The following is a 25661-nucleotide window of genomic DNA, read 5'->3' on the forward strand; positions in this document are numbered from 1 at the left end:
CGTGCAACTACTCTTCGCCGTTAAAACCGGCGCGGTTGAGCAGGAACTGCGACAGCAGGGCAACTGGACGACCGGTGGCGCCTTTGGCTTTACCGGAGCGCCATGCGGTACCCGCGATATCCAGGTGAGCCCAGTTGTACTTGCGGGTAAAGCGTGCCAGGAAGCAGCCTGCGGTAATCGCCCCGCCAGGACGGCCGCCAATGTTGGCCATGTCTGCGAAGTTAGACTCTAACTGCTCCTGATACTCATCGCCCAACGGCAAACGCCATGCGCGGTCGCCCGCTTGCTCGGATGCGCCGATCAGCTCATGGGCCAGCGGATTGTGGTTCGACATCAGGCCGGTGATGTGATGGCCGAGGGCAATCACACAGGCGCCGGTCAACGTCGCCACGTCGATGACCGCTTCAGGCTCAAAGCGCTCCACGTAGGTCAGCACGTCGCACAGCACCAGACGGCCTTCGGCGTCGGTGTTCAGCACTTCAACGGTCTGGCCGGACATGGTGGTCAGAACATCGCCTGGACGGTACGCGCGACCACCAGGCATGTTTTCACAGCCCGCCAGTACGCCGATGACGTTAATCGGCAACTGCAGTTCGGCAACCATACGCATCACGCCGTACACTGCCGCTGCACCGCACATATCGTACTTCATCTCATCCATGCCTTCGGCAGGTTTGATGGAGATACCGCCGGAGTCAAAGGTGAGGCCTTTACCAACCAGCACGATAGGGCGCGCATCTTCGGACGGATTGCCTTTGTACTCGATGACCGACATCAGCGATTCGTTCTGCGAACCGTTTCCGACCGCAAGGTACGAGTGCATCCCTAGCTCTTTCATCTGCTGTTCGCCGATGACGCGGGTGACGACATTTTTGCTGTAGGAATCAGCCAGCTGACGCGCCTGCGAGGCCAGATAACCGGCGTTGCAGATGTTTGGCGGCATATTGCCGAGATCTTTCGCCGCTTTGATACCGGCGGCAATCGCCAGACCGTGCTGAATGGCGCGCTCGCCGCTGGTCAGCTCGCGACGGGTTGGGACGTTAAAGACCATTTTACGCAGCGGACGACGCGGTTCGCTTTTGTTGGTCTTCAACTGATCAAAACTGTAGAGGCTCTCTTTCGCGGTCTCAACGGCCTGACGCACTTTCCAGTAGGTGTTGCGACCTTTCACGTGCAGTTCGGTCAGGAAGCAGACGGCTTCCATTGAGCCGGTATCATTCAGGGTATTGATAGTTTTCTGAATGACCTGCTTGTACTGGCGTTCATCAAGCTCGCGCTCTTTACCGCAACCAATCAGCAGAATGCGCTCGGACAGCACGTTGGGAACATGGTGCAGTAACAGCGTCTGCCCAGGTTTGCCTTCGAGTTCGCCACGGCGCAGCAGGGCGCTGATATAGCCGTCACTGATTTTATCGAGTTGTTCGGCGATCGGGGAGAGTCGGCGTGGTTCAAAGACGCCCACAACGATGCAGGCACTCCGCTGTTTCTCCGGGCTACCGCTTTTTACACTGAACTCCATGCACTACGCTCCTGAATCTTAAAGACAACGACGGCTGCTACGGATAGAATTGAAACCTTTCGTAACTCATGTCCGCTGTTGTGGTGACTTCGTGTTAATCTTACGTTACTACGGTTTCGACACGTCAAAAAATATCCTGAAGCGCGACACCGCCGGGTTTTTTAATCTTAGCGATGTTTTCGACGACTCAAGAGAATAAATGACGTTTAAGCCATGAAACAAGCAATTTTCCAGCAAAGAGACGGGTTTTTACGGGCGTATTTAAAGTGATAATCATAAGATATCTGGTGCGGGAGACGCTCAAAAGCCAGCTGGCGATCCTTTTCATCTTACTTCTGATCTTTTTCTGTCAGAAGTTAGTCAGGATCCTCGGCGCGGCGGTAGACGGCGAAATCCCAACAAATCTGGTGCTTTCTCTGCTCGGATTAGGCGTGCCCGAAATGGCGCAGCTTATTCTGCCGCTAAGCCTTTTCCTCGGCCTGCTCATGACGCTGGGAAAACTTTATACCGAAAGTGAAATCACCGTCATGCACGCCTGCGGCCTAAGCAAAGCCGTACTGGTGAAAGCCGCGATGGTGCTGGCACTGTTCACCGGTATCGTGGCGGCGGTAAACGTGATGTGGGCCGGCCCCTGGTCTTCCCGACATCAGGATGAAGTGCTGGCCGAAGCCAAAGCCAACCCTGGCATGGCGGCGCTCGCGCAGGGCCAGTTCCAGCAGGCCACAGACGGCAGCTCCGTCCTCTTCATTGAAAGCGTTGACGGCAGTCGATTCAACGATGTGTTCCTCGCGCAAATCCGTACCAAAGGCAACGCCCGCCCTTCCGTGGTGGTCGCGGATTCCGGTCAGCTCTCGCAGCGTAAAGACGGCTCTCAAGTGGTGACGCTGAACAAAGGCACCCGCTTTGAAGGCACCGCGCTGCTGCGCGACTTCCGTATTACCGATTTCCAGAACTATCAGGCGATTGTCGGCCATCAGAACGTGGCGCTCGATCCAACGGATACCGAGCAGATGGACATGCGTACCCTGATAAACACCGATACCAATCGCGCGAGAGCGGAACTGCACTGGCGTCTGACGCTGGTATTCACCGTGTTTATGATGGCGTTGATGGTTGTGCCGCTGAGCGTGGTTAATCCGCGTCAGGGTCGTGTGCTCTCCATGCTGCCAGCGATGCTGCTCTATCTGGTGTTCTTCCTGCTGCAAACGTCTATCAAGTCGAATGGCGGCAAGGGCAAGATCGACCCGATGATCTGGATGTGGGTGGTCAATGGCCTGTACCTGCTGCTGGCAGTGGTATTAAACCTGTGGGATAGCGTGCCGATGCGCCGCATACGTGCCCGCTTTGTACGTAAAGGAGCGGTGTGATGCAGGCTTTCCGCGTTCTTGACCGCTATATCGGTAAAACCATTTTCACCACCATCATGATGACGTTGTTCATGCTGGTGTCGCTCTCGGGCATCATCAAGTTTGTCGACCAGCTGAAAAAAGCCGGGCAGGGGAGTTACGACGCACTGGGCGCCGGGATGTATACCATTCTCAGCGTGCCAAAAGATGTGCAAATCTTCTTCCCGATGGCCGCGCTGTTAGGCGCGTTGCTGGGGCTGGGGATGCTGGCCCAGCGCAGTGAGCTGGTGGTAATGCAGGCTTCGGGCTTCACCCGTATGCAGGTGGCGCTGTCGGTGATGAAAACGGCTATTCCACTGGTCCTGCTGACGATGGCAATCGGTGAATGGGTCGCTCCGCAGGGCGAGCAGATGGCGCGTAACTATCGTGCGCAGGCCATGTACGGCGGCTCTTTGCTCTCAACTCAACAAGGCCTGTGGGCGAAAGACGGTAACAACTTCGTCTATATCGAACGTGTGAAGGGTGATGATGAGCTGGGCGGTGTGAGTATTTACGCCTTCAACGAACATCGCCGTTTACAGTCCGTGCGTTACGCGACCACGGCGAAATTCGATCCGGCGCAGAAGCTCTGGCGCCTGTCGCAGGTGGATGAATCGAACCTGCAAGATCCGAAACAAATCACCGGTGCTCAGACCGTTTCGGGCACCTGGAAGACGAACCTGACGCCTGACAAACTGGGCGTGGTGGCGCTGGACCCGGATGCGCTCTCTATCAGTGGCCTGCACAATTATGTGAAGTACCTGAAGTCGAGCGGCCAGGATGCCGGGCGTTATCAGCTCAACATGTGGAGCAAAATCTTCCAGCCGATGTCCGTGGCGGTAATGATGCTGATGGCGCTGTCGTTCATCTTCGGGCCGCTGCGTAGCGTGCCGATGGGCGTGCGTGTGGTCACCGGTATCAGCTTCGGCTTTGTTTTCTACGTGCTGGACCAGATCTTTGGCCCGCTGACGCTGGTCTACGGTATTCCACCGCTGATCGGTGCGCTGCTGCCGAGCGCGTCGTTCTTCCTGATCAGCCTCTGGCTGCTTCTCAGACGCTCCTGATCGCACCTCTTCCTCACTCCCGAATCGCCGGGAGTGAGGCTAATCTCCTGATTCACGCCGCACTTTTTCACACAACCTTCAACGCCTTGCCCGGAATTTGAGTATTATTGAGCGATGAAGTCGTGAAGGGATCCCCTATGAAGCAAATTCGTATGCTTGCGCAGTACTACGTCGACCTGATGATGAAGCTCGGCCTGGTGCGTTTCTCACTGCTGTTGGCCCTGGCGCTGGTGGTGCTGGCGATTGTCGTGCAGATGGCGGTAACCATGGTGCTGCACGGCCAGGTCGAAAGTATCGACGTTATCCGCTCGATCTTCTTCGGCCTGCTGATCACCCCGTGGGCGGTCTATTTTCTCTCGGTGGTGGTGGAACAGCTGGAAGAGTCACGCCAGCGGCTCTCCCGTCTGGTGCAGAAACTGGAGGAGATGCGCGAGCGTGACCTCAAGCTTAACGTCCAGCTAAAAGACAACATTGCGCAGCTGAATCAGGAGATTTCGGATCGTGAGAAAGCGGAAGCCGAACGTCAGGCGACCCTTGAGCAGCTGAAGGTTGAGATGAAAGAGCGTGAAGTCACGCAGATTCAGCTGGAGCAGCAATCCTCCTTCTTGCGCTCGTTCCTCGACGCTTCACCGGATCTGGTCTTCTACCGCAACGAAGATAAAGAGTTCTCCGGCTGTAACCGGGCGATGGAGCTGCTGACGGGGAAAAGTGAGAAACAGCTGATTCACCTTAAACCGCAGGATGTCTACTCGGAAGAGGCGGCGGCCAAGGTTATCGAAACCGACGAGAAAGTGTTCCGCCACAATGTCTCTCTCACCTACGAGCAGTGGCTGGATTATCCCGACGGGCGCAAAGCCTGCTTTGAAATCCGTAAAGTGCCTTATTACGACCGCGTGGGCAAACGCCACGGCCTGATGGGCTTTGGCCGCGATATTACCGAGCGTAAGCGTTATCAGGACGCGCTAGAGCGTGCCAGCCGCGACAAGACCACCTTCATCTCGACCATCAGCCACGAGCTGCGTACGCCGTTGAACGGCATCGTGGGGCTTAGCCGTATTCTGCTGGACACGGAACTGACCGGCGAACAGGAAAAATACCTCAAAACTATCCACGTTTCCGCCGTGACCCTCGGTAATATCTTCAACGATATTATTGATATGGATAAGATGGAACGCCGAAAAGTCCAGCTGGATAATCAGCCCGTCGACTTCACCGGATTCCTGGCGGATCTGGAGAATCTCTCCGGTCTGCAGGCGCAGCAGAAAGGGCTGCGCTTTGTGCTGGAGCCTTCGCTGCCGCTGCCGCATAAAGTGGTGACGGACGGTACGCGTCTGCGCCAGATCCTGTGGAACCTCATCAGCAACGCCGTAAAGTTCACCCAGAAAGGGGAAGTGGTGGTGCGTATTCGCTTCGATTCAGGCGATATGCTGCACTTCGAAGTGGAAGACTCCGGCATCGGCATTCCGCAGGAGGAGCAGGACAAAATCTTCGCCATGTATTATCAGGTGAAAGACAGCCACGGCGGGAAACCGGCAACGGGCACCGGGATTGGCCTGGCCGTTTCACGCCGTCTGGCGAAGAGCATGGGCGGGGATATCACCGTCTCCAGCCAGCAGGGGAAAGGCTCTGTATTTACGCTGACGGTACATGCGCCTGCGGTTGCAGAAGAGGTAGAAGATACCTTCGAGAACGATGAACTGCCGCTGCCAGCCCTTCATGTTCTGCTGGTGGAAGATATTGAGCTGAACGTGATTGTCGCCCGTTCTGTGCTCGAAAAACTGGGTAACAGCGTCGATGTGGCGATGACCGGGACTGCCGCGCTGGAGATGTTTACGCCGGGTGAGTATGACCTCGTGCTGCTGGATATTCAGCTCCCGGATATGACCGGGCTGGACATCTCCCGCGAGCTGACGCGTCGTTATACGCGCGATGAATTACCGCCGCTGGTGGCTCTGACCGCTAACGTCCTGAAGGACAAAAAAGAGTACCTCGATGCCGGTATGGACGATGTGCTCAGCAAACCGCTGGCGGTGCCAGCCCTGACCGCTATGATCAAAAAATTCTGGGATACCTGTGATGAAGAGGAGAGCACGATGACGCCTGTAGAGAGCGAAAAAGCACAATCACTTCTGGATATCGCCATGCTGGAGCAGTACATCGATCTGGTCGGGCCGAAACTGATCACCGATGGGGTGGCGGTGTTCGAGAAAATGATGCCGGGCTATTTAAGCGTGCTGGAGTCCAATCTGACGGCACGCGACCAGAAAGGCATTGTCGAAGAGGGGCACAAAATTAAAGGCGCTGCCGGATCGGTCGGGTTACGCCATTTGCAGCAGTTGGGTCAGCAGATCCAGTCTCCGGATTTACCGGCGTGGTGGGATAACGTAGGTGAATGGGTTGAGGAGATGAAACAAGAGTGGCAGAACGATGTGGATGTGTTGAAAGCGTGGGTGGAAAATACCAAAAAATGACCCCGGCTAAACCGGGGTGCGCGAATACTGCGCCAACACCAGGGAAATCTTGGCAGCGCCTGTTTTTTTAGTATTGTGACTGCATGGACGCTGCCCGAAAATTTAGGCCGCACGCAGTTAAGATAGCAAATCTTAAATGATTTGTTACAGGAATCAGTGAAATGTGTGAAGCATAGCGTTTTAATCAGAATTTTTAATGTGCTTCAGAGAGTTGGAGAGAAGGGACGGCGAAATGAAAAAGGTAGGTGTTGTACTGAGCGGCTGCGGCGTTTACGACGGCGCAGAGATTCATGAGTCAGTTCTGACGCTGCTCGCACTGGCGAAACAGGGTGCAGAAGCGATCTGTTTTGCGCCGGATAAAAGCCAGACGGATGTTATCAATCATTTATCTGGTGAATTGATGCCGGAAACCCGCAATGTGCTGATTGAAGCGGCGCGCATTGCCCGTGGCAATATCCAGCCGCTGGCACAGGCCAATGCCGAGGAGCTGGATGCCCTGATCGTGCCAGGTGGTTTTGGTGACGCCAAAAATTTGAGTAATTTCGCCAGCCAGGGCAGCGAGTGTCGGGTCGATGATGCGCTGAAAGCGCTGGCGCAGCGCATGCACGCCGCAGGAAAACCGCTGGGCTTTATGTGCATCGCCCCTGCGATGCTGCCTAAGATTTTTGATTTCCCGCTGCGCCTGACCATCGGCACTGACATCGATACCGCTGAAGTGATCGAAGAGATGGGCGGCGAGCATGTGCCGTGCCCGGTGGAAGATATCGTGGTCGATGAGGACAATAAAATCGTGACTACACCCGCCTATATGCTGGCGCAAACTATCGCTGAAGCCGCCGTCGGTATTGAGAAACTGGTCGAACGCGTGCTGGTGCTTTCCCGGTGAGTAAAAATCGCTCTCCTGTCGCCTGGGTGAAACGCATTGTGCTGCGCGCGCTGCTGGCGCTTGCGGTGTTCTGGGGCGGTGGCATCGCGCTGTTCAGCATTGTGCCAGTGCCGTTTTCTGCGGTCATGGTTGAGCGCCAGCTCGGCGCATGGCTGACGGGGGATTTCAGCTATGTGGCCCACTCGGACTGGGTGAGCATGGACGAAATCTCCCCGTGGATGGGACTGGCGGTTATCGCGGCGGAAGATCAGAAATTCCCGGAACACTGGGGCTTTGACGTCTCGGCGATTGAAAAAGCGCTGGCCCACAATGAGCGGAATGAAAATCGCGTGCGCGGTGCCTCGACGCTCTCTCAGCAGACGGCGAAAAACCTGTTTTTATGGGATGGCAGAAGCTGGGTGCGCAAAGGGCTTGAGGCAGGTCTGACGCTGGGCATGGAGACCGTCTGGAGTAAAAAACGCATTCTGACGGTGTATCTCAATATCGCTGAGTTTGGTGATGGGGTGTTTGGCGTGGAGGCGGCGGCACAACGCTATTTCCACAAACCCGCCAGCCGCCTGACCCAAGCCGAGGCCGCACTGCTGGCCGCAGTGTTACCTAACCCGATTCGCTATAAAGCGGATGCCCCGTCAGGGTATGTCCGCAATCGTCAGGCGTGGATCATGCGCCAGATGCGGCAGTTAGGTGGGGAAGGGTTTATGACCAGGAATAAATTGTACAGATGAGGACTTAGTCCTCATCAAATCCGGCGTTGAACAGCGCGACGACCGCAGCCAGCGCTTCGACTTCCTGCGGACCGGTCGCTTCCACTTCAATCTGTCGGCCCTTTGCGGAATCCAGCATCAGCAGCGCAATTACGCTGTTGGCTTCTGCTTCCGTGCCTTCATCGTTACGCAGCAGCACTTCCGCATCAAATCCTTGCATCAGTTCAAACAGTTTCATCGCCGGGCGTGCGTGCATGCCCAGCTTGTTGGTGATCTCAACGGTATGTTTTACGGTCATGTTTTACGTTTTTCCAGCGTGCGATGACGAGACTGAACGTTTTTACCGCGTGAGCGGAAGTAATCAGCCAGCTGTTCGGCAATATACACCGAACGATGTTTACCGCCGGTACAACCAATTGCGACCGTCAGGTAGCTACGATTGTTGGTTTCCAGCATAGGTAACCATAGCTCAAGGTAGCTTCGCGTCTGGTAGATAAAATTGTGAACTTCTGTGTGACGATCGAGGAATGCCGCCACGGGCTTGTCCAGACCGGTCATTGGACGCAGTTTCGGGTCCCAGTGCGGGTTCGGCAGGAATCGTACGTCGAACACATAATCCGCATCGATTGGAATGCCGTGTTTGAAGCCAAAGGATTCGAACACCATGGTCAGCTCGCGCTCGCGTTTACCCAACAGGCGGGTACGCAGCATTTCTGCCAGCTCATGCACGGACATTTCAGAGGTATCGACGATCAGATCTGCACGGGAACGCAGCGGTTCCAGCAGATCGCTCTCTTCGTCGATGGCACTTTCAAGCGACAGATTCTTGCTGGAAAGGGGGTGTAAACGACGGGTGTCACTGTAGCGACGGATTAGCGTGTTACGGTCAGCGTCAAGGAACAGCAACTGCGGCGTGAAGTTATCCGGCAGGCTGTTCATCGCCTCTTCAAAGATTTCCGGGGATTCCGGCATGTTGCGCACGTCGATACTGACCGCAGCAGAGATCTGCCGGTCAGCAAGCGTTCGCGCCAGGTCGGGCAGCAGGACAACCGGAAGGTTGTCGACGCAGTAAAATCCCATATCTTCGAGCGCTCGCAGGGCCACGGATTTCCCCGAGCCTGAACGACCGCTGACGATCATCAGCACCATGTTCCGTTTCTCCTCACGACTGCAGATGTGAAGGCCATCTCCTGGTTACGCATCATCCTGATTGCCTTCCGCTTCGGTGATAATTTGGTACAGCTCTTCATCACTTTGGGCTGCGCGCAGACGGCGGCAAATTGTTTTATCCGCCAGACGTTTTGCGACCAGAGAAAGCGTATGCAAATGGGTTTTCGTCTGGTCAGCAGGCACCAGCAGAGCGAAAAGCAAATCAACCGGCTGGTTATCAATCGCATCAAAAGCGATAGGCGTTTCAAGCTGCACAAAAACGCCCACGGCGCGTAATGTGTCTTCTTCCAGTTTGCCATGCGGAATGGCGATGCCATTGCCGATGCCGGTACTGCCCATTTTTTCACGGGTCAGAATGGCCTCGAATACCACCTGAGGCGGCAGGCTTAACTGTTTTGCAGCCAGTTCACTGATAATTTCCAGAGCCCGTTTTTTGCTCTGACAGTGAACGCCACTGCGGGTACATTCCTGGTTAAGGACATTACTCAATTGAAGCGAGGAATCGTTGTTCATCATAATTTCACCTAAGCGCTAACTGTACAAATGGCCTGTTGTGTTTGACAACAGGCCGCCCTGCACCCGTTAACTGCCCGGACAATTAGTGTTGTTTCAGTTTATCTTTATGTTTATTAAGCTGTCGTGCCAGCTTGTCAATCAAGCCGTCGATAGCCGCATACATGTCTTGCCCTTCCGCACTGGCATGGATTTCGCCCCCGTTGACATGCAGGGTTGCGTCCGAGATATGAGTCACTTTCTCCACTTTTAACACAATGTAGACCTGATTGATCCTCTCGAAATACTGCTCCAGTTTGGCGAATTTTGTATTCACAAAATCACGCAAGGCTTCAGTGATCTCGACATTCTGTCCTGTGATGTTGAGCTGCATAGTGTCTTCCTTATCGGTTGTGTCAAACCAGTTGTTTACGCTGGTTAGACGGCGGAATGGATAAAGACTCTCGATACTTCGCAACAGTACGACGTGCCACCATAATACCCTGGTCGGACAGCATGGTGGTTAACTTACTGTCACTCAGTGGCTTCGCGGGGTTTTCCGCGGCGATCAACTTCTTCACCAGTGCGCGAATGGCCGTTGACGAGGCTTCGCCACCGCCTTCGGTATTCACATGGCTGGAGAAGAAATACTTAAGCTCAAAAATACCGCGCGGGCTGTGCAGATACTTCTGCGTAGTCACGCGCGAAATGGTCGATTCGTGCATCTCGACGGCCTGGGCGATATCCGCCAGCACCATCGGTTTCATAAACTCTTCGCCCTGATCGAAAAACGCCTGCTGCTGTTCGACGATGCAACGACTCACCCGTAGCAGCGTATCATTTCGGCTCTCAAGGCTTTTGATCAGCCAGCGCGCTTCCTGAAGATTGCTACGAATATATTGATTGTCGGAGTCGTTGCGCACGCTGGTGCACATGGAGGCGTATTGCTGATTGATTTGCAGGCGAGGAATGCTGTCGGAATTCAGTTCAACGGCCCAGCGGCCATTGTGTTTGCGTACCAGAACGTCAGGAATGACGTACTCGGGTTCGCTGGTCTGGATCGACTGTCCGGGGCGTGGATCGAGGGACTGAATCAGATTCACCGCCTCTTTCAGCACATCTTCTTTCAGACGGGTGACGCGCATCAGCGAGCGGAAGTCGTGATTCGCCAGCAAATCGAGGTGATCGCTGATGATCAACCGCGCTTCGTCGATCCACGGCGTCTCTTTCGCAAACTGCGACAGCTGGATCAACAGGCAATCACGCAGATCTTTCGCCGCCACGCCAACCGGGTCAAAGCGCTGGATGCGTTTTAGCACCGCTTCGATCTCATCGAGATCGATATCGCCGTTCCCGATGCTCTCCAGAATATCTTCCAGAGAAACGGTCAAATAGCCGGTGTCATCCACGGCATCGACAATCGAGGTAGCAATCGCGCGATCGGTTTCGGTGAATGGCGTCAGCTCTACCTGCCACATCAGATAATCCTGCAGGGACTGGGTGGTTTCACCCTGATAGACCGGTAGCTCGTCATCCTGGTAATCTGCACGCGTCCCGGAAGGGGTTCCGGCGGTGTAGATTTCATCCCAGCTGGCGTCTAGCGGTAGCTCGTCCGGCATCTCTTTTTGTTCAAGAGCGTCTGCGGTATCAAGCGATTCGGTGTCCTGCTTTTCCTGGGTATCAACCTCGTCATGAAGATCGGTTTGCTCCAGCAGGGGGTTACTGTCCAGCGCCTGCTGGAGTTCCTGCTGAAGTTCTAACGTGGACAGCTGCAACAGACGAATCGCCTGTTGTAGCTGTGGCGTCATCGCCAGTTGCTGGCTGAGCCGTAATTGCAAACCTTGCTTCATGTTCAGAGCGTTTTTCCCCGCTTTGGCGTGACTTAACCTCTACCCTATCAGAGTCTGAAGTCTTCCCCAAGGTACACACGCTTCACATGCTCGTCTTCGAGGATTTCGAGTGGCGTGCCGTGGGCGATTAAATGGCCCTGGCTGACGATATAAGCGCGTTCACAAACTGCCAGCGTTTCACGTACGTTGTGGTCCGTGATGAGCACACCGAGGCCGCTGTCGCGCAAATGCTCGATAATACGTTTGATGTCGATGACGGAGATAGGGTCAACGCCCGCAAAAGGTTCATCCAGCAGGATAAATTTTGGATTCGCGGCAAGCGCACGGGCGATTTCTACGCGGCGGCGTTCACCACCGGACAGCGCCTGGCCGAGGCTGTCGCGCAGATGTTCGATGTGGAACTCTTCCATCAGCTCGTTGGCACGATCCTGACGCTGCTCGGAGGTCAAATCGTCACGGATTTGCAGCACGGCCATCAGGTTGTCGAACACGCTCAGACGACGGAAAATCGACGCTTCCTGGGGCAGATAGCCAATACCACGACGCGCGCGCGCATGCAGTGGCAACAGGCTGATGTCTTCATCATCAATGATAATGTTGCCCGCATCGCGTGAAACGATGCCGACCACCATGTAAAAGGTGGTGGTTTTGCCCGCACCGTTTGGGCCTAACAGGCCCACGATTTCGCCGGAGTTTACGGTCAGACTGACATCTTCCACGACGCGGCGGCCTTTATAGGCTTTGGCGAGGTTCTTTGCAGTTAATGTTGCCATAACGAATTAGTTACTCTTTTTCTGTGCCGGGGCCTGGTCTTTGTTCTTGTCCTGCAGCTGAGACGGAACCAGAACGGTAGTGACGCGCTTACCTTTTTCGCTGAAAGCCTGCATTTTCTGCTCTTTCACCAGATAGGTGATCTTATCGCCGGTGATGTTGCTATCCAGCTGTTCCAGATAGGCATTGCCGGTCAGGATGACGAGATCTTTAGCCAGCTCGTAGTGCATATGAGAGGCGCGGCCTTTCACCGGCTTGCCGTTATCCTGCATCTGATAGAAGGTGGCCGGATTGCCGTAGCCATCAATAATCTCTTTGCCCTGCTCGCCGCCCGGACGGGTGACAACCACTTTGTCGGCATTGATTTTGATTGTGCCCTGGGTCATGACGACGTTGCCGGTAAAGGTCACGACGTTACCCTGCATATCAAGCGACTGAGTGTCAGATTCGATATGGATAGGCTGCTCAGTGTCGCCCGTAACAGCAAGCGCGGGGAGACTGGCGGCCAGCAGCGCGCTGGCAATGATAAAGTTAAGGCTGAGTTTGTTTGTTTTGAATTTCATAGGAGGTTCTAACCTTTTCAATCAGCTCGGCGTTTTTGCTGCGTAAGTTCCCGCGCATTCTTAGACCGCTGGAATTAAATGTTGTGCCGTATAACGTCACCAGATCCTGAGACGTGACATCCTGGGTGACCAGGTTGATCTGGGCATTATCCGTAGTAATTTTGCGCAGTTGAGAATCTGGCGTCAGGGCGTTGACTTCAACATGACCATACAAATAAAGCATACGGTCATTCGTCAATTTTGCTCTGTCAGATTTAATCGACCACGTTGGAATTTTGTTGGTATCAAATGTGGTCATCACCGGTCGGGTGAACCACGAGATGCCATCATCGGAAAAATACTCTACATGCTGCGCAATCAGGCGATAGTTCAGGGCGCCTTCAGGGCTGTAAACCACGGTGTCGCTGTGGTCGCTTTTGTAGGTCGGATCATTGGTGCTGACCACTTCATCCGGCGTGTCGTCCTGGTCGGCGAGATTCACGCCAATCAGAACCAGTACGGCCAGTGAAAGCAGAATGATAACCCAACGTCTGGTTTTACTCATATCGATTGCCCTTTGGCCTCATCAAGCTTGCCCTGCGCCAGCAGTAACAAATCGCAGACTTCACGAACGGCGCCGCGACCGCCGTTGATCCGGGTGACATAGTCAGCGCGCGGGATCAGCAAAGGATGGGCATCCGCCACGGCGATGCTCAACCCGACTTCAGCCATGACCGGCCAGTCGATCAGATCGTCTCCAACGTAGGCGACGTTTTCAGGGGCGATGGCAAGCTTCGCCAGCAAATCCCGGAACGCGACCATTTTGTCGGATTGCCCCTGATACAAATGGGTAATGCCTAATGTTTCGCAGCGATCTTCTACCAGTTTAGCCTTACGCCCGGTGATGATAGCAACTTCGATGCCGGATGTGATCGCACAGCGAATTCCGTAGCCGTCGCGCACGTTGAATGCCTTCAGCTCTTCGCCGTTATTGCCCATAAAAATTAAGCCATCGGACAGCACACCATCCACATCCAGAATAAGCAGACGGATGTTTTCCGCCTTTGCCATCATCTGCGTACTGACCGGGCCATAACAGGTTGCAAGGGATGCACCCGCATTACTCATTGTCTTATCCTTCATTACACTACGCCTGCGCGCAGAAGATCATGCATATGTACCACACCCAGCAGTTGGTCGCCATCGGCAACCATGGCTGAGGTAATATGACGGGACTGCATCAGGTTCAAAACTTCCACCGCCAGCGTACCAGGCCGGACCCGAATTCCGCCGGGGGTCATCACATCTGCAATGCCCAGCGTGCGCACGTCAACGCCCATATCAAAGACGCGACGCAAATCACCGTCGGTGAAGATCCCTTCGATCTTCATCAGGTCGTCGCAAATGACCGTCATACCGAGATTTTTACGGGTGATTTCCAGCAGCGCATCACGCAGCGAGGCATCTTTGCTGACGTGCGGGATTTCCGCGCCGGTGTGCATAATATCATTCACGCGCAGCAGAAGTTTACGTCCAAGCGCGCCGCCTGGGTGAGAGAGGGCAAAATCTTCGGGGGTAAAACCCCGTGCTTCAAGCAGTGCCACAGCGAGGGCATCGCCCATCACCAGCGCCGCAGTGGTGCTGGACGTCGGTGCCAGGCCGAGCGGGCAGGCCTCTTGCGGGACTTTCACGCACAGGTGAATATCCGCCGCGCGCGCCATGCTGCTCTCCGGGCGACTGGTCATGCAAATGAGGGGAACGTGCAGACGCTTGAGCACCGGGATCAGCGCCAGGATTTCGTTGGATTCACCGGAGTTAGACAGCGCAATCACCACGTCCTGCGGCGTGACCATTCCGAGATCGCCATGGGCGGCTTCACCCGGATGGACGAAGAAGGATGACGTGCCGGTACTGGCGAAGGTCGCGGCCATTTTACGACCGATGTGACCGGATTTGCCCATTCCCATCACCACGACTTTACCGGTGCAGGCGGCAATTTGCTCACATGCCTGGCTAAAGTCCTGATTTATGTATTGATCTAACTGCGCCAGACCTTCACGTTCAATCTCCAGAACTTTTTTGCCTGCTTTCTGAAAGTCAAAACCCGGCTGCAATTCTATTTGCGACATAATGCGTTTCCGTTTACCCAGAGAGAAGAGGCGACAGCCAGTACAGCATCGCCATCCATACGATAAAACCACCTGTCAGCAAGGCGCCCGCCCCTTTGCCTATTTGCTGCTTCCGCCGCCAGCAGAGCAGGGCGAAAATCACGCTGACGAACAGCATCACACCGTAATCGCGGGAGAAGGCCAGCGGGTTAAATGCCCCTGGCGCAATCAGTGCGGGTAAACCCATAACGATAGCGATGTTGAAGATATTCGAGCCAATGATATTGCCAATTGCGATATCACCTTCGCCTTTCCGTGCGCCCGCGATCGCCGTGGCCAGTTCTGGCAGGCTGGTACCGATCGCAATTACCGTCAGGCCAATCGTCAGTTCGCTAATCGCGAAGTAGTTGGCCAGTACCGTGGCGTTGTCGACAACCATACGGGTGGCCATCGGCATAATAATCAGCGCCACGCCGAGCCACAGCAGGGCAACGGGCAGGGTGCCTTCACGCGGAAGTTCAGCCACCTGCTCACGCGTCAGGCTATCATTCCCCTGTTTTTCCGCCAGCCGGGCAATCTTGACGATATAGAGCAGCCAGATGATCGCCAGCGCCAGCAGTAAAATACCGTCGTCGAAGGTCAGTTGCCCATCATAAAGCACATAGCCTGCCAGCAGGCTGACAATTAACATTAGCGGCAATTCGCGGCGCAGAACATCAGAATCCACGCGAAATGGATGCAGCAGTGCGGCAAGGCCAAGGATCAATAAAATATTAACGATATTTGAGCCGATCGCGGTACCAATGGCGAGATCGACCTGGCCATGGAGCGACGCGGAAACAGAGACAATAATTTCCGGAAGCGATGTGCCGACGCTCACCACCGTCATGCCGATAATCAGCGGCGGTATCCCAAAGAGTCTGCACAGGATGGATGCGGCGAAAACCAAACGGTCAGCACTGTAGACCACCAGAAGTAAACCAATTATTAACAGTGCCGTTGCTAAAAGCATCAAAAATCCTTTATTCAGGTATACTCGCCGGTCCACTGAGAATGAATCTCTGGCGCCGCATGCAGTCTGTAGACGTAACGAATTCCTAATTTTGACTTTATGCGCCGGAAAAGTAAAACAAATGCCAGCTTTCGCTAACCTGAGCGGATAATTATCTGCAAAAATGTCGGGTTTAAGGCTGAATTAAGCGCCATGCTTAACCTTGATGGGAAAGAAAGGAACGTTAAATGAGCCAAACGATGGCGAATTTAGTCGACGTCCGTGACGTCAGCTTCTCGCGCGCTAACCGATTGATATTCGAAAACATCACGCTGACGGTGCCGCGGGGTAAGATCACCGCGATCATGGGGCCATCCGGCATCGGCAAAACCACACTGCTGCGTCTGATTGGTGGGCAGATCCCACCGGACCGCGGTGAAATTCTTTTCGACGGTGAAAATGTCCCGCAGATGTCGCGCTCACGCCTGTATACCGTCCGTAAACGGATGAGCATGCTGTTTCAGTCTGGCGCGCTATTCACCGACATGAACGTCTTTGATAACGTCGCCTATCCGCTGCGCGAGCATACGCGTCTCTCCCCGGAACTGTTGAAAACGACGGTGATGATGAAGCTGGAAGCCGTGGGACTGCGCGGGGCGGCCAAATTGATGCCGTCGGAGCTTTCCGGCGGGATGGCGCGTCGTGCCGCACTGGCGCGTGCGATTGCGCTCGAACCCGATTTAATCATGTTCGATGAACCTTTCGTCGGCCAGGACCCGATTACCATGGGCGTGCTGGTCAAATTGATTTCAGAACTGAACAGCTCGCTGGGTGTCACATGCATTGTGGTATCACACGATGTGCCAGAGGTGCTGAGCATCGCGGATTACGCCTATATTGTGGCGGATAAAAAGATCGTCGCCCACGGCGGTGCTCAGGCGCTGCAGAACAACAGTGACCCGCGCGTTCGCCAGTTCCTCGACGGGATAGCGGATGGTCCTGTGCCGTTCCGTTATCCGGCGGGTGACTATCATCACGATTTACTGGGAATAGGGAGTTAAGCCGCTGATGCTGTTAAATGCGTTGGCCGCCCTTGGACACCGTGGCATAAAAACCATCAGGACGTTCGGGCGTGCCGGGTTGATGTTGTTCAATGCGCTGGTGGGTAAGCCGGAATTCCGCAAACACTCCCCGTTGCTGATTCGTCAGCTCTATAATGTCGGCGTGCTGTCGATGCTGATTATCATCGTGTCGGGTCTGTTTATCGGCATGGTGCTGGGGCTGCAGGGCTATCTGGTGCTGACCACCTACAGCGCAGAAACCAGTCTCGGTATGCTGGTGGCGCTTTCGCTCCTGCGTGAGCTTGGCCCGGTGGTGGCGGCACTGTTATTCGCTGGCCGCGCTGGTTCCGCGTTAACCGCCGAAATTGGCCTGATGCGCGCGACGGAACAGCTCTCCAGTATGGAGATGATGGCGGTCGACCCGCTGCGCCGCGTGATCTCGCCGCGTTTCTGGGCGGGGGTGATCTCTCTACCGCTGCTGACCATTCTGTTTGTCGCCGTCGGTATCTGGGGCGGTTCATTGGTTGGCGTGCAGTGGAAAGGGATTGATGCCGGTTTCTTCTGGTCTGCAATGCAGGATGCCGTCGATCTGCGCATGGACCTGGTGAACTGCCTGATTAAGAGCGCGGTATTCGCCGTGACTGTGACCTGGATTGCGTTGTTCAACGGATATGACGCGATACCAACTTCTGAGGGCATCAGTCGCGCGACAACGCGTACTGTGGTTCATTCGTCGCTGGCCGTTCTTGGCCTGGATTTTGTGCTCACCGCACTGATGTTTGGGAATTGAGTTCATGCAAACAAGAAAAAGTGAAATTTGGGTAGGTGTGTTTCTGCTGCTGGCGCTTCTGGCTGCGCTGTTTATCTGTCTCAGAGCGGCGGATATCACCTCCATTCGGACTGAACCCACTTATCGTCTCTATGCGACCTTCGATAATATTGGTGGTCTGAAGGCGCGTTCGCCGGTGCGTATCGGCGGTGTGGTGATTGGCCGCGTTTCAGACATCACGCTGGATGAAAAAACCTATCTGCCGCGCGTCGAAATGGATATCGAAGAGCGCTACAACCACATTCCGGACACCAGTTCGCTGTCTATCCGCACGTCCGGTCTGCTGGGCGAGCAATACCTGGCGCTGAACGTCGGCTTTGAAGATCCTGAGCTGGGAACGTCTATTCTTAAAGACGGCGGCGTGATTCAGGATACGAAGTCAGCCATGGTGCTTGAAGATATGATTGGTCAGTTCCTTTACAGCGGTAAAGGAGATGATAAGAAATCCGACGATACCTCTGCACAGAGTGAAGGCCAAACTGACGTCGCGCCGACCCCTGGCACGACGAATTCATCTCAGGAGAAGTAATTCATGATTAAACGACTGTTAATGGTTGCCATGCTGGTGATTGCCCCGTTGAGTGCAGCTGTTGCTGCGGATCAGAGCAACCCCTATAAACTGATGGATGAGGCGGCGCAGAAGACCTTTGATCGCCTGAAAAACGAGCAACCTAAAATTCGTGCAAACCCGGATTACCTGCGTGATGTGGTGGATCAGGAACTGCTGCCGTATGTGCAGGTGAAATATGCGGGTGCGCTGGTGCTCGGCCGTTATTACAAAGATGCGACTCCTGCGCAGCGCGATGCTTACTTTGCCGCTTTCCGTGAATACCTGAAACAGGCGTACGGCCAGGCGCTGGCGATGTACCACGGCCAGACCTATCAAATCGCTCCGGAACAACCGCTGGGTGACGCGACCATCGTACCGATTCGTGTGACCATTATCGATCCGAACGGCCGTCCTCCGGTGCGCCTGGATTTCCAGTGGCGTAAAAACTCCCAGACGGGCAACTGGCAGGCCTATGACATGATCGCCGAAGGGGTGAGCATGATCACGACCAAACAGAACGAGTGGAGCGATCTGCTGCGTACTAAAGGTATTGATGGCCTGACCGCACAGCTGAAATCGATCTCCAGTCAGAAAATTTCTCTGGACGAGAAAAAGTAATGACGCAGCCATTTAGCTGGTCGCGTGAAGGCGACAAACTCGCGCTGTCCGGTGAACTTGACCAGGATCTGCTGAACCCCCTGTGGGATGTGCGTCGTGACATCATGCAGGGCGTTAAGCTTATCGATTTAACCCACGTTACCCGCGTGGATACGGCAGGCGTTGCGCTGCTGGTCCATCTGGTGGCTGAAGGTAAAAAGCTGGGCCAGGCGGTCACGTTAAGCGGGGTCAGCGAAAAGGTGCTGACGCTGGTGCAGCTCTATAATCTGCCCGAAGACGTTTTACCTCGTTAATATTTTCAGTGCGTTACTTCTGAAAGCCTCGACTGTTTCATCGTCGGGGCTTTTTGCCTGTTTAAGCCTGCGTCACTTTGCTCTAAGATGTTGGGCTTGTTTCACTACCCGATGATTTAGAACCCATGGAAAATCATGAAATCCAGACAGTGCTGATGAACGCACTCTCCCTTCAGGAAGTCCACGTCACTGGCGATGGCAGTCACTTTCAGGTTATTGCTGTGGGTGAGATTTTCGACGGCATGAGCCGTGTGAAAAAACAGCAGGCTGTCTACGCGCCGCTGATGGAATACATTGCAGATAATCGCATTCACGCTCTGTCGATCAAAGCGTACACCCCGCAAGAGTGGGAACGCGATCGCAAGCTAAACGGTTTTTGAGCTGAGGGTGTCTAGCCCGCAGCACGGTTGAATTCATAAGAGAGCACATCATGGACAAATTTCGTGTACAGGGACCTACGCGTCTCCAGGGCGAAGTCACAATTTCCGGCGCGAAAAACGCTGCGCTGCCGATCCTCTTCGCCGCACTGCTTGCGGAAGAGCCGGTAGAAATCCAGAACGTACCGAAACTGAAAGATATCGACACCACCATGAAGTTGCTCACTCAGCTGGGCACCAAAGTGGAGCGCAATGGTTCCGTGTGGATCGATGCCAGCAACGTCAATAACTTCTCCGCACCGTACGACCTGGTAAAAACCATGCGCGCATCCATCTGGGCGCTTGGCCCGCTGGTGGCACGTTTTGGTCAGGGTCAGGTGTCTCTGCCGGGCGGCTGTGCTATCGGTGCGCGTCCGGTCGACCTGCACATCTTTGGTCTGGAAAAACTGGGCGCAGAGATCAAGCTGGAAGAAGGTTACGTGAAAGCGTCCGTCAATGGCCGTCTGAAAGGCGCGCACATTGTGATGGATAAAGTGAGCGTTGGCGCGACCGTTACCATCATGTCTGCGGCGACGCTGGCTGAAGGAACCACGGTTATCGAAAACGCCGCGCGTGAGCCGGAAATCGTGGATACCGCGAACTTCCTCGTGGCGCTGGGTGCGAAGATCACCGGGCAGGGTACCGACCGTATTACCATCGAAGGCGTTGAGCGCCTGGGCGGCGGTGTGTACCGTGTTCTGCCAGACCGTATCGAAACCGGTACTTTCCTGGTTGCAGCTGCCATTTCTGGCGGCAAAATCATCTGCCGCAACGCGCAGCCGGACACGCTGGATGCAGTTCTGGCAAAACTGCGTGACGCAGGTGCGGATATCGAAATCGGGGAAGACTGGATCAGCCTGGATATGCACGGCAACCGTCCAAAAGCGGTGAACGTGCGTACGGCACCACACCCGGCTTTCCCGACGGATATGCAGGCGCAATTCACGCTGCTGAACCTGGTGGCGGAAGGGACTGGCTTCATCACTGAAACCATTTTCGAAAACCGCTTCATGCACGTACCGGAACTGATCCGTATGGGTGCGCACGCAGAAATCGAAAGCAATACGGTTATCTGCCACGGTGTAGAAACGCTGTCTGGTGCACAGGTAATGGCAACGGATTTACGTGCTTCTGCGAGCCTGGTGCTGGCGGGTTGTATTGCGGAAGGGACGACGATTGTGGATCGTATCTATCATATCGATCGCGGCTACGAGCGTATTGAAGACAAACTGCGCGCGCTGGGTGCAAATATCGAGCGTGTGAAGGGCGAGTAATCGTTCGCGCAGCCCCCTGCCAATATTGACCGGGGGGTTGCTGTTCCTGTCTGAGTCAAAGCGTCAGTTCTGGCGCTCTTTTCCCTCTGTCTTCTTGCGCATCATGCGTGTTCTGTCGATAAATTCGTGGGTAATGGGATCGTGATAGCGCGAGGGCCAGATAATCCAGGGCTGCGTTTCCAGCGCACTGGCAATGATCAACTCTCCCTTGGGCCACGGACGGGTTAACGCGTTAGCCAGCGTAGAAGAACTTAACCCACTTCGTCGCGATTCGGCGGCCAGCGATGTCCCTTTTTTGCGCAATGCGGCAATAATGTCGGCCGAATGCCAGTCGATAAATTTCTTATCCATATCCTGTCCTCTGGTTCAAATACGTCCACGTCATTTCGGCTGAACTGACATGGCGAGTATACCTTCTTCGAACGGTCGTTCTAAAAAGTTCGAATAACAGGATGCAACATTCAGAATATATCAAGGCTTTATACACACGGCATGTAAGCCGAATGTGTAACATTAGATTGGGTGTTTTGGGAACTTATTGAAACTCCCCGCGAATGCTGCGGGGAGAAAAAGGAACTTAACGATCGCGCTGAACGGCGATGTGTGCCAGCCCGATTAGCGCATCTCGCCATGGGCTGTCTGGGATAACCTGAATAGCGGCAATGGCTTTGTCGGCTTCTTCTTCTGCACGCTGACGCGTCCAGTCCAGCGATCCGCAGATTGCCATTGTTTCCAGTACGGGTTCCAGAAGATGTCTGCCGTTTCCTTGCTCAATCGCTTCGCGGATAAGCTTTGCCTGCTCTGGCGTGCCGTTACGCATTGCGTGCAGCAGCGGCAGGGTCGGTTTACCTTCGTTCAGGTCGTCTCCGACGTTTTTGCCCAGCGTTTCGCCATCGGCGCTGTAGTCGAGCAGATCGTCAATCAGCTGGAACGCGGTACCCAGGTAGCGGCCATAATCCTGCAGACCCCGCTCCTGAGCCTCGGTGCAGCCCGCAAGAATACCGGAGCACTGAGCCGCAGCTTCAAACAGGCGCGCAGTTTTACTGTAGATGACGCGCATGTAGTTTTCTTCAGTGATGTCCGGGTCGTTGACGTTCATCAGCTGCAGCACCTCGCCTTCAGCGATGACGTTCACGGCTTCAGACATCACCTCCAGCACTTTGAGCGAGCCGAGACGCGTCATCATCTGGAAGGCGCGGGTATAGATAAAATCGCCGACCAGGACGCTGGCGGCGTTGCCAAAGGCGGCGTTCGCAGTGGCTTTACCGCGACGCATATCGGATTCATCCACCACATCATCATGCAGCAGCGTGGCTGTGTGGATAAACTCAATCAGGGCCGCGATATTGACGTGATCATTTCCCTGATAGCCAATGGCTCTCGCGGCCAGGATGGCGATCATCGGGCGGATACGTTTACCGCCGCCACTGACAATGTAATAACCCAACTGATTGATGAGTTGAACATCAGAGTTGAGTTGCTCCAGGATTGCTGCATTCACACCCGCCATATCTTGCGCGGTTAACTCGTTGATTTTTTCTAAATTCATCGCAAAAGCCGGGCTTCTTATTCTGTTTAGCGCATGACTACTGGGCTAATGAAGGTTTCGGTTTATCAATAGTATTGCTGATTGTACTGAAAAAACGGCTCAGATAAACGTTAGCGTACGCGTTGTGTTTTTTTTCTTCATGTATTGATGGTAGCACTTGTCAAAGGCTCGCGTTTTGCGTAATATTCGCGCCCTATTGTGAATATTTATAGCGCACTCTGAATAACACGAGGATGTGCGCGGAAGCGGAGTTCTATATGTACGCGGTTTTCCAAAGTGGTGGTAAACAACACCGAGTAAGCGAAGGTCAGACCATTCGCCTGGAAAAGCTGGACATCGCAACTGGCGAAGCTGTTGAGTTCGCTGAAGTTCTGATGATCGCAAACGGTGAAGAAGTCAAAATCGGCGTTCCTTTCGTTGATGGCGGCGTGATTAAAGCTGAAGTTGTTGCTCATGGTCGTGGCGAGAAAGTTAAAATCGTTAAGTTTCGTCGTCGTAAACACTACCGTAAGCAGCAGGGCCACCGTCAGTGGTTCACTGATGTGAAAATTACTGGCATCAGCGCCTAAGACCTGAGGAGAGATTTAAATGGCACATAAAAAGGCTGGCGGCTCAACTCGTAACGGTCGCGACTCAGAAGCTAAACGTCTTGGCGTTAAGCGTTTCGGTGGCGAATCTGTTCTGGCGGGTAGCATCATCGTTCGTCAACGTGGTACTAAATTCCACGCTGGCAACAACGTAGGTTGCGGTCGTGACCACACTCTGTTTGCTAAAGCAGACGGTAAAGTGAAATTTGAAGTTAAAGGCCCGAACAACCGTAAATACATCAGCATCGTTGCTGAGTAAGTTTTTCGTGGTCCGGTAACGGATTAAAGCCCCGCAACGTGTTGCGGGGCTTTTTACATTGAAAACCCGGAAAATTTTCTGCAGGGAAAACCGGCATGAAACAGCAGGCTGGCATCGGCATTCTTCTGGCACTCACTACAGCGGTGTGCTGGGGGGCGTTGCCAATTGCAATGAAGCAGGTCCTGGAAGTGATGGAACCGCCGACAGTGGTGTTTTATCGCTTTCTGATGGCCAGTATCGGCCTTGGCGCGATTCTGGCGATAAAAGGCAAACTGCCGCCGCTGCGGATTTTCCGTAAACCACGCTGGCTGGTGCTTCTGGCTATTGCGACGGGCGGTCTGTTCGGTAACTTCATTCTGTTCAGCTCTTCCTTGCAGTATTTAAGTCCCACCGCGTCTCAGGTGATTGGTCAGCTTTCACCGGTTGGCATGATGGTGGCCAGCGTCTTTATCCTCAAGGAAAAGATGCGCGGCACACAGATCATCGGGGCAATCATGTTGCTGTGTGGTCTGGTGATGTTCTTTAACACCAGCCTGATTGAGATCTTTACCCGACTGACAGATTACACCTGGGGTGTGATTTTTGGCGTCGGGGCAGCAACGGTCTGGGTGAGCTACGGCGTCGCGCAAAAGGTGTTATTGCGCAGACTTGCCTCACAGCAGATCCTCTTTTTGCTGTACACTTTGTGTACGATAGCACTACTGCCGTTGGCGAAACCGGGTGTGATTACTCAGTTAAGCGACTGGCAACTGGCGTGCCTCATTTTTTGTGGGCTTAACACGCTGGTCGGTTATGGCGCGCTGGCCGAAGCGATGGCGCGCTGGCAGGCAGCACAAGTGAGTGCCCTGATTACACTCACGCCGCTGTTTACGCTGTTATTTTCAGATTTGTTATCAATGGCCTGGCCCGATTTCTTCGTCAAACCGATGTTAAACCTGTTGGGTTATCTCGGTGCGTTTGTCGTGGTTGCGGGCGCGATGTATTCCGCCATTGGTCATCGTCTTTGGGGACGTTGGCGCAAAAGTGAAGCGGTTGTAGTTGTCCCCGCTCAGGCGAATGATTTACGGAGAGTAAGATGAAGTTTGTTGATGAAGCAACGATCCTGGTTGTTGCAGGTGATGGCGGTAATGGTTGCGTTAGCTTCCGCCGTGAAAAATACATTCCTCGTGGCGGCCCTGACGGCGGCGACGGTGGAGATGGTGGTGACGTGTGGTTAGAGGCGGATGAAAACCTCAACACGCTGATCGACTACCGCTTTGAAAAATCTTTCCGCGCGGAGCGTGGGCAGAATGGTCAGAGCCGCGACTGTACCGGTAAACGCGGCAAAGACGTCACTATTAAAGTGCCTGTCGGTACGCGTGTTATCGATCAGGGTACGGGCGAGACCATGGGTGACATGACCAAACACGGTCAGCGTCTGATGGTGGCAAAAGGTGGCTGGCACGGTCTGGGTAACAGCCGTTTCAAATCGTCTGTGAACCGTACTCCGCGTCAAAAAACGATGGGTACGCCGGGCGATAAACGCGACCTGCAGCTGGAACTGATGCTGCTGGCGGATGTGGGTATGCTGGGCATGCCAAACGCCGGTAAATCGACGTTCATTCGTGCGGTCTCTGCGGCGAAACCAAAAGTGGCGGATTATCCGTTTACGACCCTGGTACCAAGCCTCGGCGTTGTCCGTATGGATAACGAAAAGAGCTTTGTAGTCGCCGATATCCCTGGTCTGATTGCGGGTGCGGCTGAAGGCGCAGGCCTCGGTATTCGCTTCCTGAAACACCTTGAGCGTTGTCGTGTTCTGTTACACCTCATCGATATCGATCCGATCGACGGTTCTGATCCGGTTGAGAATGCGCGCATCATCATCGGTGAGCTGGAGAAATACAGCGATAAGCTGGCCGCTAAACCGCGCTGGCTGGTCTTTAATAAGATCGACCTGATGGACAAAGCCGAAGCAGAAGCGAAAGCGAAAGCCATCGCTGAAGCAATGGGTTGGGAAGACAAATACTACCTGATCTCTGCGGCAAGCCAGATGGGCGTGAAAGATCTTTGCTGGGATGTGATGACGTTTATCATCGAAAACCCAGTTGCTCAGGCAGAAGAAGTGAAAGGGCCTGAGAAAGTTGAGTTTATGTGGGATGACTATCATCGCCAGCAGCTCGAAGAACAAGAAGTTGACGTCGAAGATGACGAAGACTGGGATGATGACTGGGACGAAGACGACGAAGAAGGTGTCGAATTCATCTACAAGCACTGATCCGCTAAGAAGCCCCCT

At 54.3% G+C, this 25661-nt stretch carries 30 protein-coding genes; 16 read left to right on the forward strand and 14 right to left on the reverse strand.

From position 1 onward, the window contains the following. Positions 1–7: 7 nt before the first annotated feature. On the reverse strand, positions 8–1519 hold the full coding sequence (pepA, locus tag DAI21_RS07150; RefSeq protein ID WP_100778717.1) for a leucyl aminopeptidase: 1512 nt from the start codon (positions 1517–1519) through the stop codon (positions 8–10). A 266-nt stretch (positions 1520–1785) separates the two neighbouring features. Between pepA and lptF the strand changes: the two genes are divergently transcribed. From lptF to mtgA, 5 genes are all read left to right on the forward strand, one after another. Beyond that, complete coding sequence (gene lptF / locus DAI21_RS07160) at positions 1786–2886, forward strand: LPS export ABC transporter permease LptF (RefSeq protein ID WP_100778718.1); 1101 nt, start codon at positions 1786–1788, stop codon at positions 2884–2886. After that, positions 2886–3968 carry an LPS export ABC transporter permease LptG gene (gene lptG / locus DAI21_RS07165; protein WP_100778719.1) on the forward strand — a complete coding sequence of 361 codons (1083 nt, stop codon included), beginning with the start codon at positions 2886–2888 and terminating at the stop codon, positions 3966–3968. The genes lptF and lptG overlap by 1 nt, the downstream gene beginning before the upstream one ends. A 137-nt stretch (positions 3969–4105) precedes the next feature. Then, positions 4106–6439 carry an aerobic respiration two-component sensor histidine kinase ArcB gene (arcB, locus tag DAI21_RS07170; protein WP_107702760.1) on the forward strand — a complete coding sequence of 778 codons (2334 nt, stop codon included), beginning with the start codon at positions 4106–4108 and terminating at the stop codon, positions 6437–6439. A 232-nt stretch (positions 6440–6671) separates the two neighbouring features. Further along, positions 6672–7325, forward strand: coding sequence for an isoprenoid biosynthesis glyoxalase ElbB (gene elbB / locus DAI21_RS07175; protein WP_107702761.1), 654 nt, complete (start codon positions 6672–6674; stop codon positions 7323–7325). Continuing rightward, a complete protein-coding gene (gene mtgA, locus DAI21_RS07180) occupies positions 7322–8050 on the forward strand; it encodes a monofunctional biosynthetic peptidoglycan transglycosylase (RefSeq protein ID WP_107702762.1) in 729 nt (242 codons plus the stop codon). Before elbB ends, mtgA begins: the two co-directional genes overlap by 4 nt. A gap of 4 nt (positions 8051–8054) precedes the next feature. On the opposite strand, the gene npr is transcribed toward mtgA, so the two are convergent. From npr to DAI21_RS07235, 11 genes are all read right to left on the reverse strand, one after another. Then, positions 8055–8327, reverse strand: a complete 273-nt coding sequence (gene npr, locus DAI21_RS07185; protein ID WP_095283587.1) for a PTS phosphocarrier protein NPr — start codon at positions 8325–8327, stop codon at positions 8055–8057. Next, positions 8324–9178, reverse strand: coding sequence for an RNase adapter RapZ (gene rapZ, locus DAI21_RS07190; RefSeq protein WP_100778723.1), 855 nt, complete (start codon positions 9176–9178; stop codon positions 8324–8326). The genes npr and rapZ overlap by 4 nt, the downstream gene beginning before the upstream one ends. Before the next feature lie 45 nt (positions 9179–9223). Continuing rightward, positions 9224–9715 (reverse strand): PTS IIA-like nitrogen regulatory protein PtsN, encoded by a 492-nt coding sequence (ptsN, locus tag DAI21_RS07195; RefSeq protein WP_100778724.1) that lies wholly within the window; start codon positions 9713–9715, stop codon positions 9224–9226. Between the two features lie 82 nt (positions 9716–9797). Continuing rightward, a complete protein-coding gene (hpf, locus tag DAI21_RS07200; protein WP_100778725.1) occupies positions 9798–10085 on the reverse strand; it encodes a ribosome hibernation promoting factor in 288 nt (95 codons plus the stop codon). A gap of 22 nt (positions 10086–10107) precedes the next feature. Beyond that, complete coding sequence (rpoN, locus tag DAI21_RS07205) at positions 10108–11541, reverse strand: RNA polymerase factor sigma-54 (protein WP_102105493.1); 1434 nt, start codon at positions 11539–11541, stop codon at positions 10108–10110. A gap of 47 nt (positions 11542–11588) precedes the next feature. Then, a complete protein-coding gene (lptB, locus tag DAI21_RS07210; protein ID WP_100778727.1) occupies positions 11589–12314 on the reverse strand; it encodes an LPS export ABC transporter ATP-binding protein in 726 nt (241 codons plus the stop codon). A 6-nt stretch (positions 12315–12320) separates the two neighbouring features. Beyond that, entirely contained in the window at positions 12321–12875 is a 555-nt protein-coding gene (gene lptA, locus DAI21_RS07215; protein WP_100778728.1) for a lipopolysaccharide ABC transporter substrate-binding protein LptA, read from the reverse strand. Beyond that, complete coding sequence (gene lptC / locus DAI21_RS07220) at positions 12844–13419, reverse strand: LPS export ABC transporter periplasmic protein LptC (RefSeq protein WP_100778729.1); 576 nt, start codon at positions 13417–13419, stop codon at positions 12844–12846. Before lptC ends, lptA begins: the two co-directional genes overlap by 32 nt. Continuing rightward, positions 13416–13982: a 3-deoxy-manno-octulosonate-8-phosphatase KdsC gene (gene kdsC / locus DAI21_RS07225; protein WP_102105492.1), complete on the reverse strand. Its 567-nt coding sequence runs from the start codon at positions 13980–13982 to the stop codon at positions 13416–13418. Before kdsC ends, lptC begins: the two co-directional genes overlap by 4 nt. 14 nt (positions 13983–13996) lie before the next feature. Further along, on the reverse strand, positions 13997–14983 hold the full coding sequence (kdsD, locus tag DAI21_RS07230; protein WP_100778731.1) for an arabinose-5-phosphate isomerase KdsD: 987 nt from the start codon (positions 14981–14983) through the stop codon (positions 13997–13999). Between the two features lie 13 nt (positions 14984–14996). After that, positions 14997–15974, reverse strand: coding sequence for a calcium/sodium antiporter (locus tag DAI21_RS07235; protein WP_102105490.1), 978 nt, complete (start codon positions 15972–15974; stop codon positions 14997–14999). Positions 15975–16201: 227 nt separating this feature from the next. On the opposite strand from DAI21_RS07235, the gene mlaF reads away from it, so the two are divergent. From mlaF to murA, 7 genes are all read left to right on the forward strand, one after another. Beyond that, positions 16202–17014 carry a phospholipid ABC transporter ATP-binding protein MlaF gene (gene mlaF / locus DAI21_RS07240; protein ID WP_100778733.1) on the forward strand — a complete coding sequence of 271 codons (813 nt, stop codon included), beginning with the start codon at positions 16202–16204 and terminating at the stop codon, positions 17012–17014. A 7-nt stretch (positions 17015–17021) separates the two neighbouring features. After that, positions 17022–17804, forward strand: a complete 783-nt coding sequence (mlaE, locus tag DAI21_RS07245; protein WP_100778734.1) for a lipid asymmetry maintenance ABC transporter permease subunit MlaE — start codon at positions 17022–17024, stop codon at positions 17802–17804. A gap of 4 nt (positions 17805–17808) precedes the next feature. Further along, complete coding sequence (mlaD, locus tag DAI21_RS07250; RefSeq protein WP_100780811.1) at positions 17809–18372, forward strand: outer membrane lipid asymmetry maintenance protein MlaD; 564 nt, start codon at positions 17809–17811, stop codon at positions 18370–18372. A gap of 3 nt (positions 18373–18375) precedes the next feature. Beyond that, positions 18376–19011, forward strand: a complete 636-nt coding sequence (gene mlaC, locus DAI21_RS07255; RefSeq protein WP_100778735.1) for a phospholipid-binding protein MlaC — start codon at positions 18376–18378, stop codon at positions 19009–19011. Then, positions 19011–19304: a lipid asymmetry maintenance protein MlaB gene (gene mlaB / locus DAI21_RS07260; protein WP_107702763.1), complete on the forward strand. Its 294-nt coding sequence runs from the start codon at positions 19011–19013 to the stop codon at positions 19302–19304. Before mlaC ends, mlaB begins: the two co-directional genes overlap by 1 nt. A 125-nt stretch (positions 19305–19429) precedes the next feature. Beyond that, positions 19430–19684 carry a BolA family iron metabolism protein IbaG gene (gene ibaG, locus DAI21_RS07265; RefSeq protein ID WP_100778737.1) on the forward strand — a complete coding sequence of 85 codons (255 nt, stop codon included), beginning with the start codon at positions 19430–19432 and terminating at the stop codon, positions 19682–19684. Positions 19685–19734: 50 nt separating this feature from the next. Further along, positions 19735–20994 (forward strand): UDP-N-acetylglucosamine 1-carboxyvinyltransferase, encoded by a 1260-nt coding sequence (gene murA / locus DAI21_RS07270; protein ID WP_107702764.1) that lies wholly within the window; start codon positions 19735–19737, stop codon positions 20992–20994. Between the two features lie 63 nt (positions 20995–21057). Here the strand turns inward: murA and sfsB are convergent, their stop codons facing one another. Together sfsB and ispB are read right to left on the reverse strand one after the other, a co-directional pair. Then, entirely contained in the window at positions 21058–21345 is a 288-nt protein-coding gene (gene sfsB, locus DAI21_RS07275) for a DNA-binding transcriptional regulator SfsB (protein WP_100778739.1), read from the reverse strand. A 226-nt stretch (positions 21346–21571) separates the two neighbouring features. Continuing rightward, complete coding sequence (ispB, locus tag DAI21_RS07280; RefSeq protein WP_102105489.1) at positions 21572–22543, reverse strand: octaprenyl diphosphate synthase; 972 nt, start codon at positions 22541–22543, stop codon at positions 21572–21574. 257 nt (positions 22544–22800) lie between these two features. Here ispB and rplU point away from each other — a divergent pair, with 257 nt between their 5' ends. The 4 genes from rplU to cgtA all read left to right on the forward strand — a co-directional run bounded on the left by rplU (position 22801) and on the right by cgtA (position 25643). Next, a complete protein-coding gene (gene rplU, locus DAI21_RS07285; protein ID WP_095284390.1) occupies positions 22801–23112 on the forward strand; it encodes a 50S ribosomal protein L21 in 312 nt (103 codons plus the stop codon). 19 nt (positions 23113–23131) lie between these two features. Further along, complete coding sequence (gene rpmA, locus DAI21_RS07290; RefSeq protein WP_004385076.1) at positions 23132–23389, forward strand: 50S ribosomal protein L27; 258 nt, start codon at positions 23132–23134, stop codon at positions 23387–23389. Positions 23390–23484: 95 nt separating this feature from the next. Beyond that, on the forward strand, positions 23485–24468 hold the full coding sequence (locus DAI21_RS07295; RefSeq protein ID WP_107702765.1) for a DMT family transporter: 984 nt from the start codon (positions 23485–23487) through the stop codon (positions 24466–24468). Continuing rightward, positions 24465–25643, forward strand: a complete 1179-nt coding sequence (cgtA, locus tag DAI21_RS07300) for an Obg family GTPase CgtA (protein WP_100778742.1) — start codon at positions 24465–24467, stop codon at positions 25641–25643. The genes DAI21_RS07295 and cgtA overlap by 4 nt, the downstream gene beginning before the upstream one ends. Positions 25644–25661: the final 18 nt, after the last annotated feature.

Origin of the sequence: Lelliottia sp. WB101 (assembly GCF_003051885.1) — a bacterium.
GTDB classification, from domain to species: Bacteria; Pseudomonadota; Gammaproteobacteria; order Enterobacterales; family Enterobacteriaceae; genus Enterobacter; species Enterobacter nimipressuralis.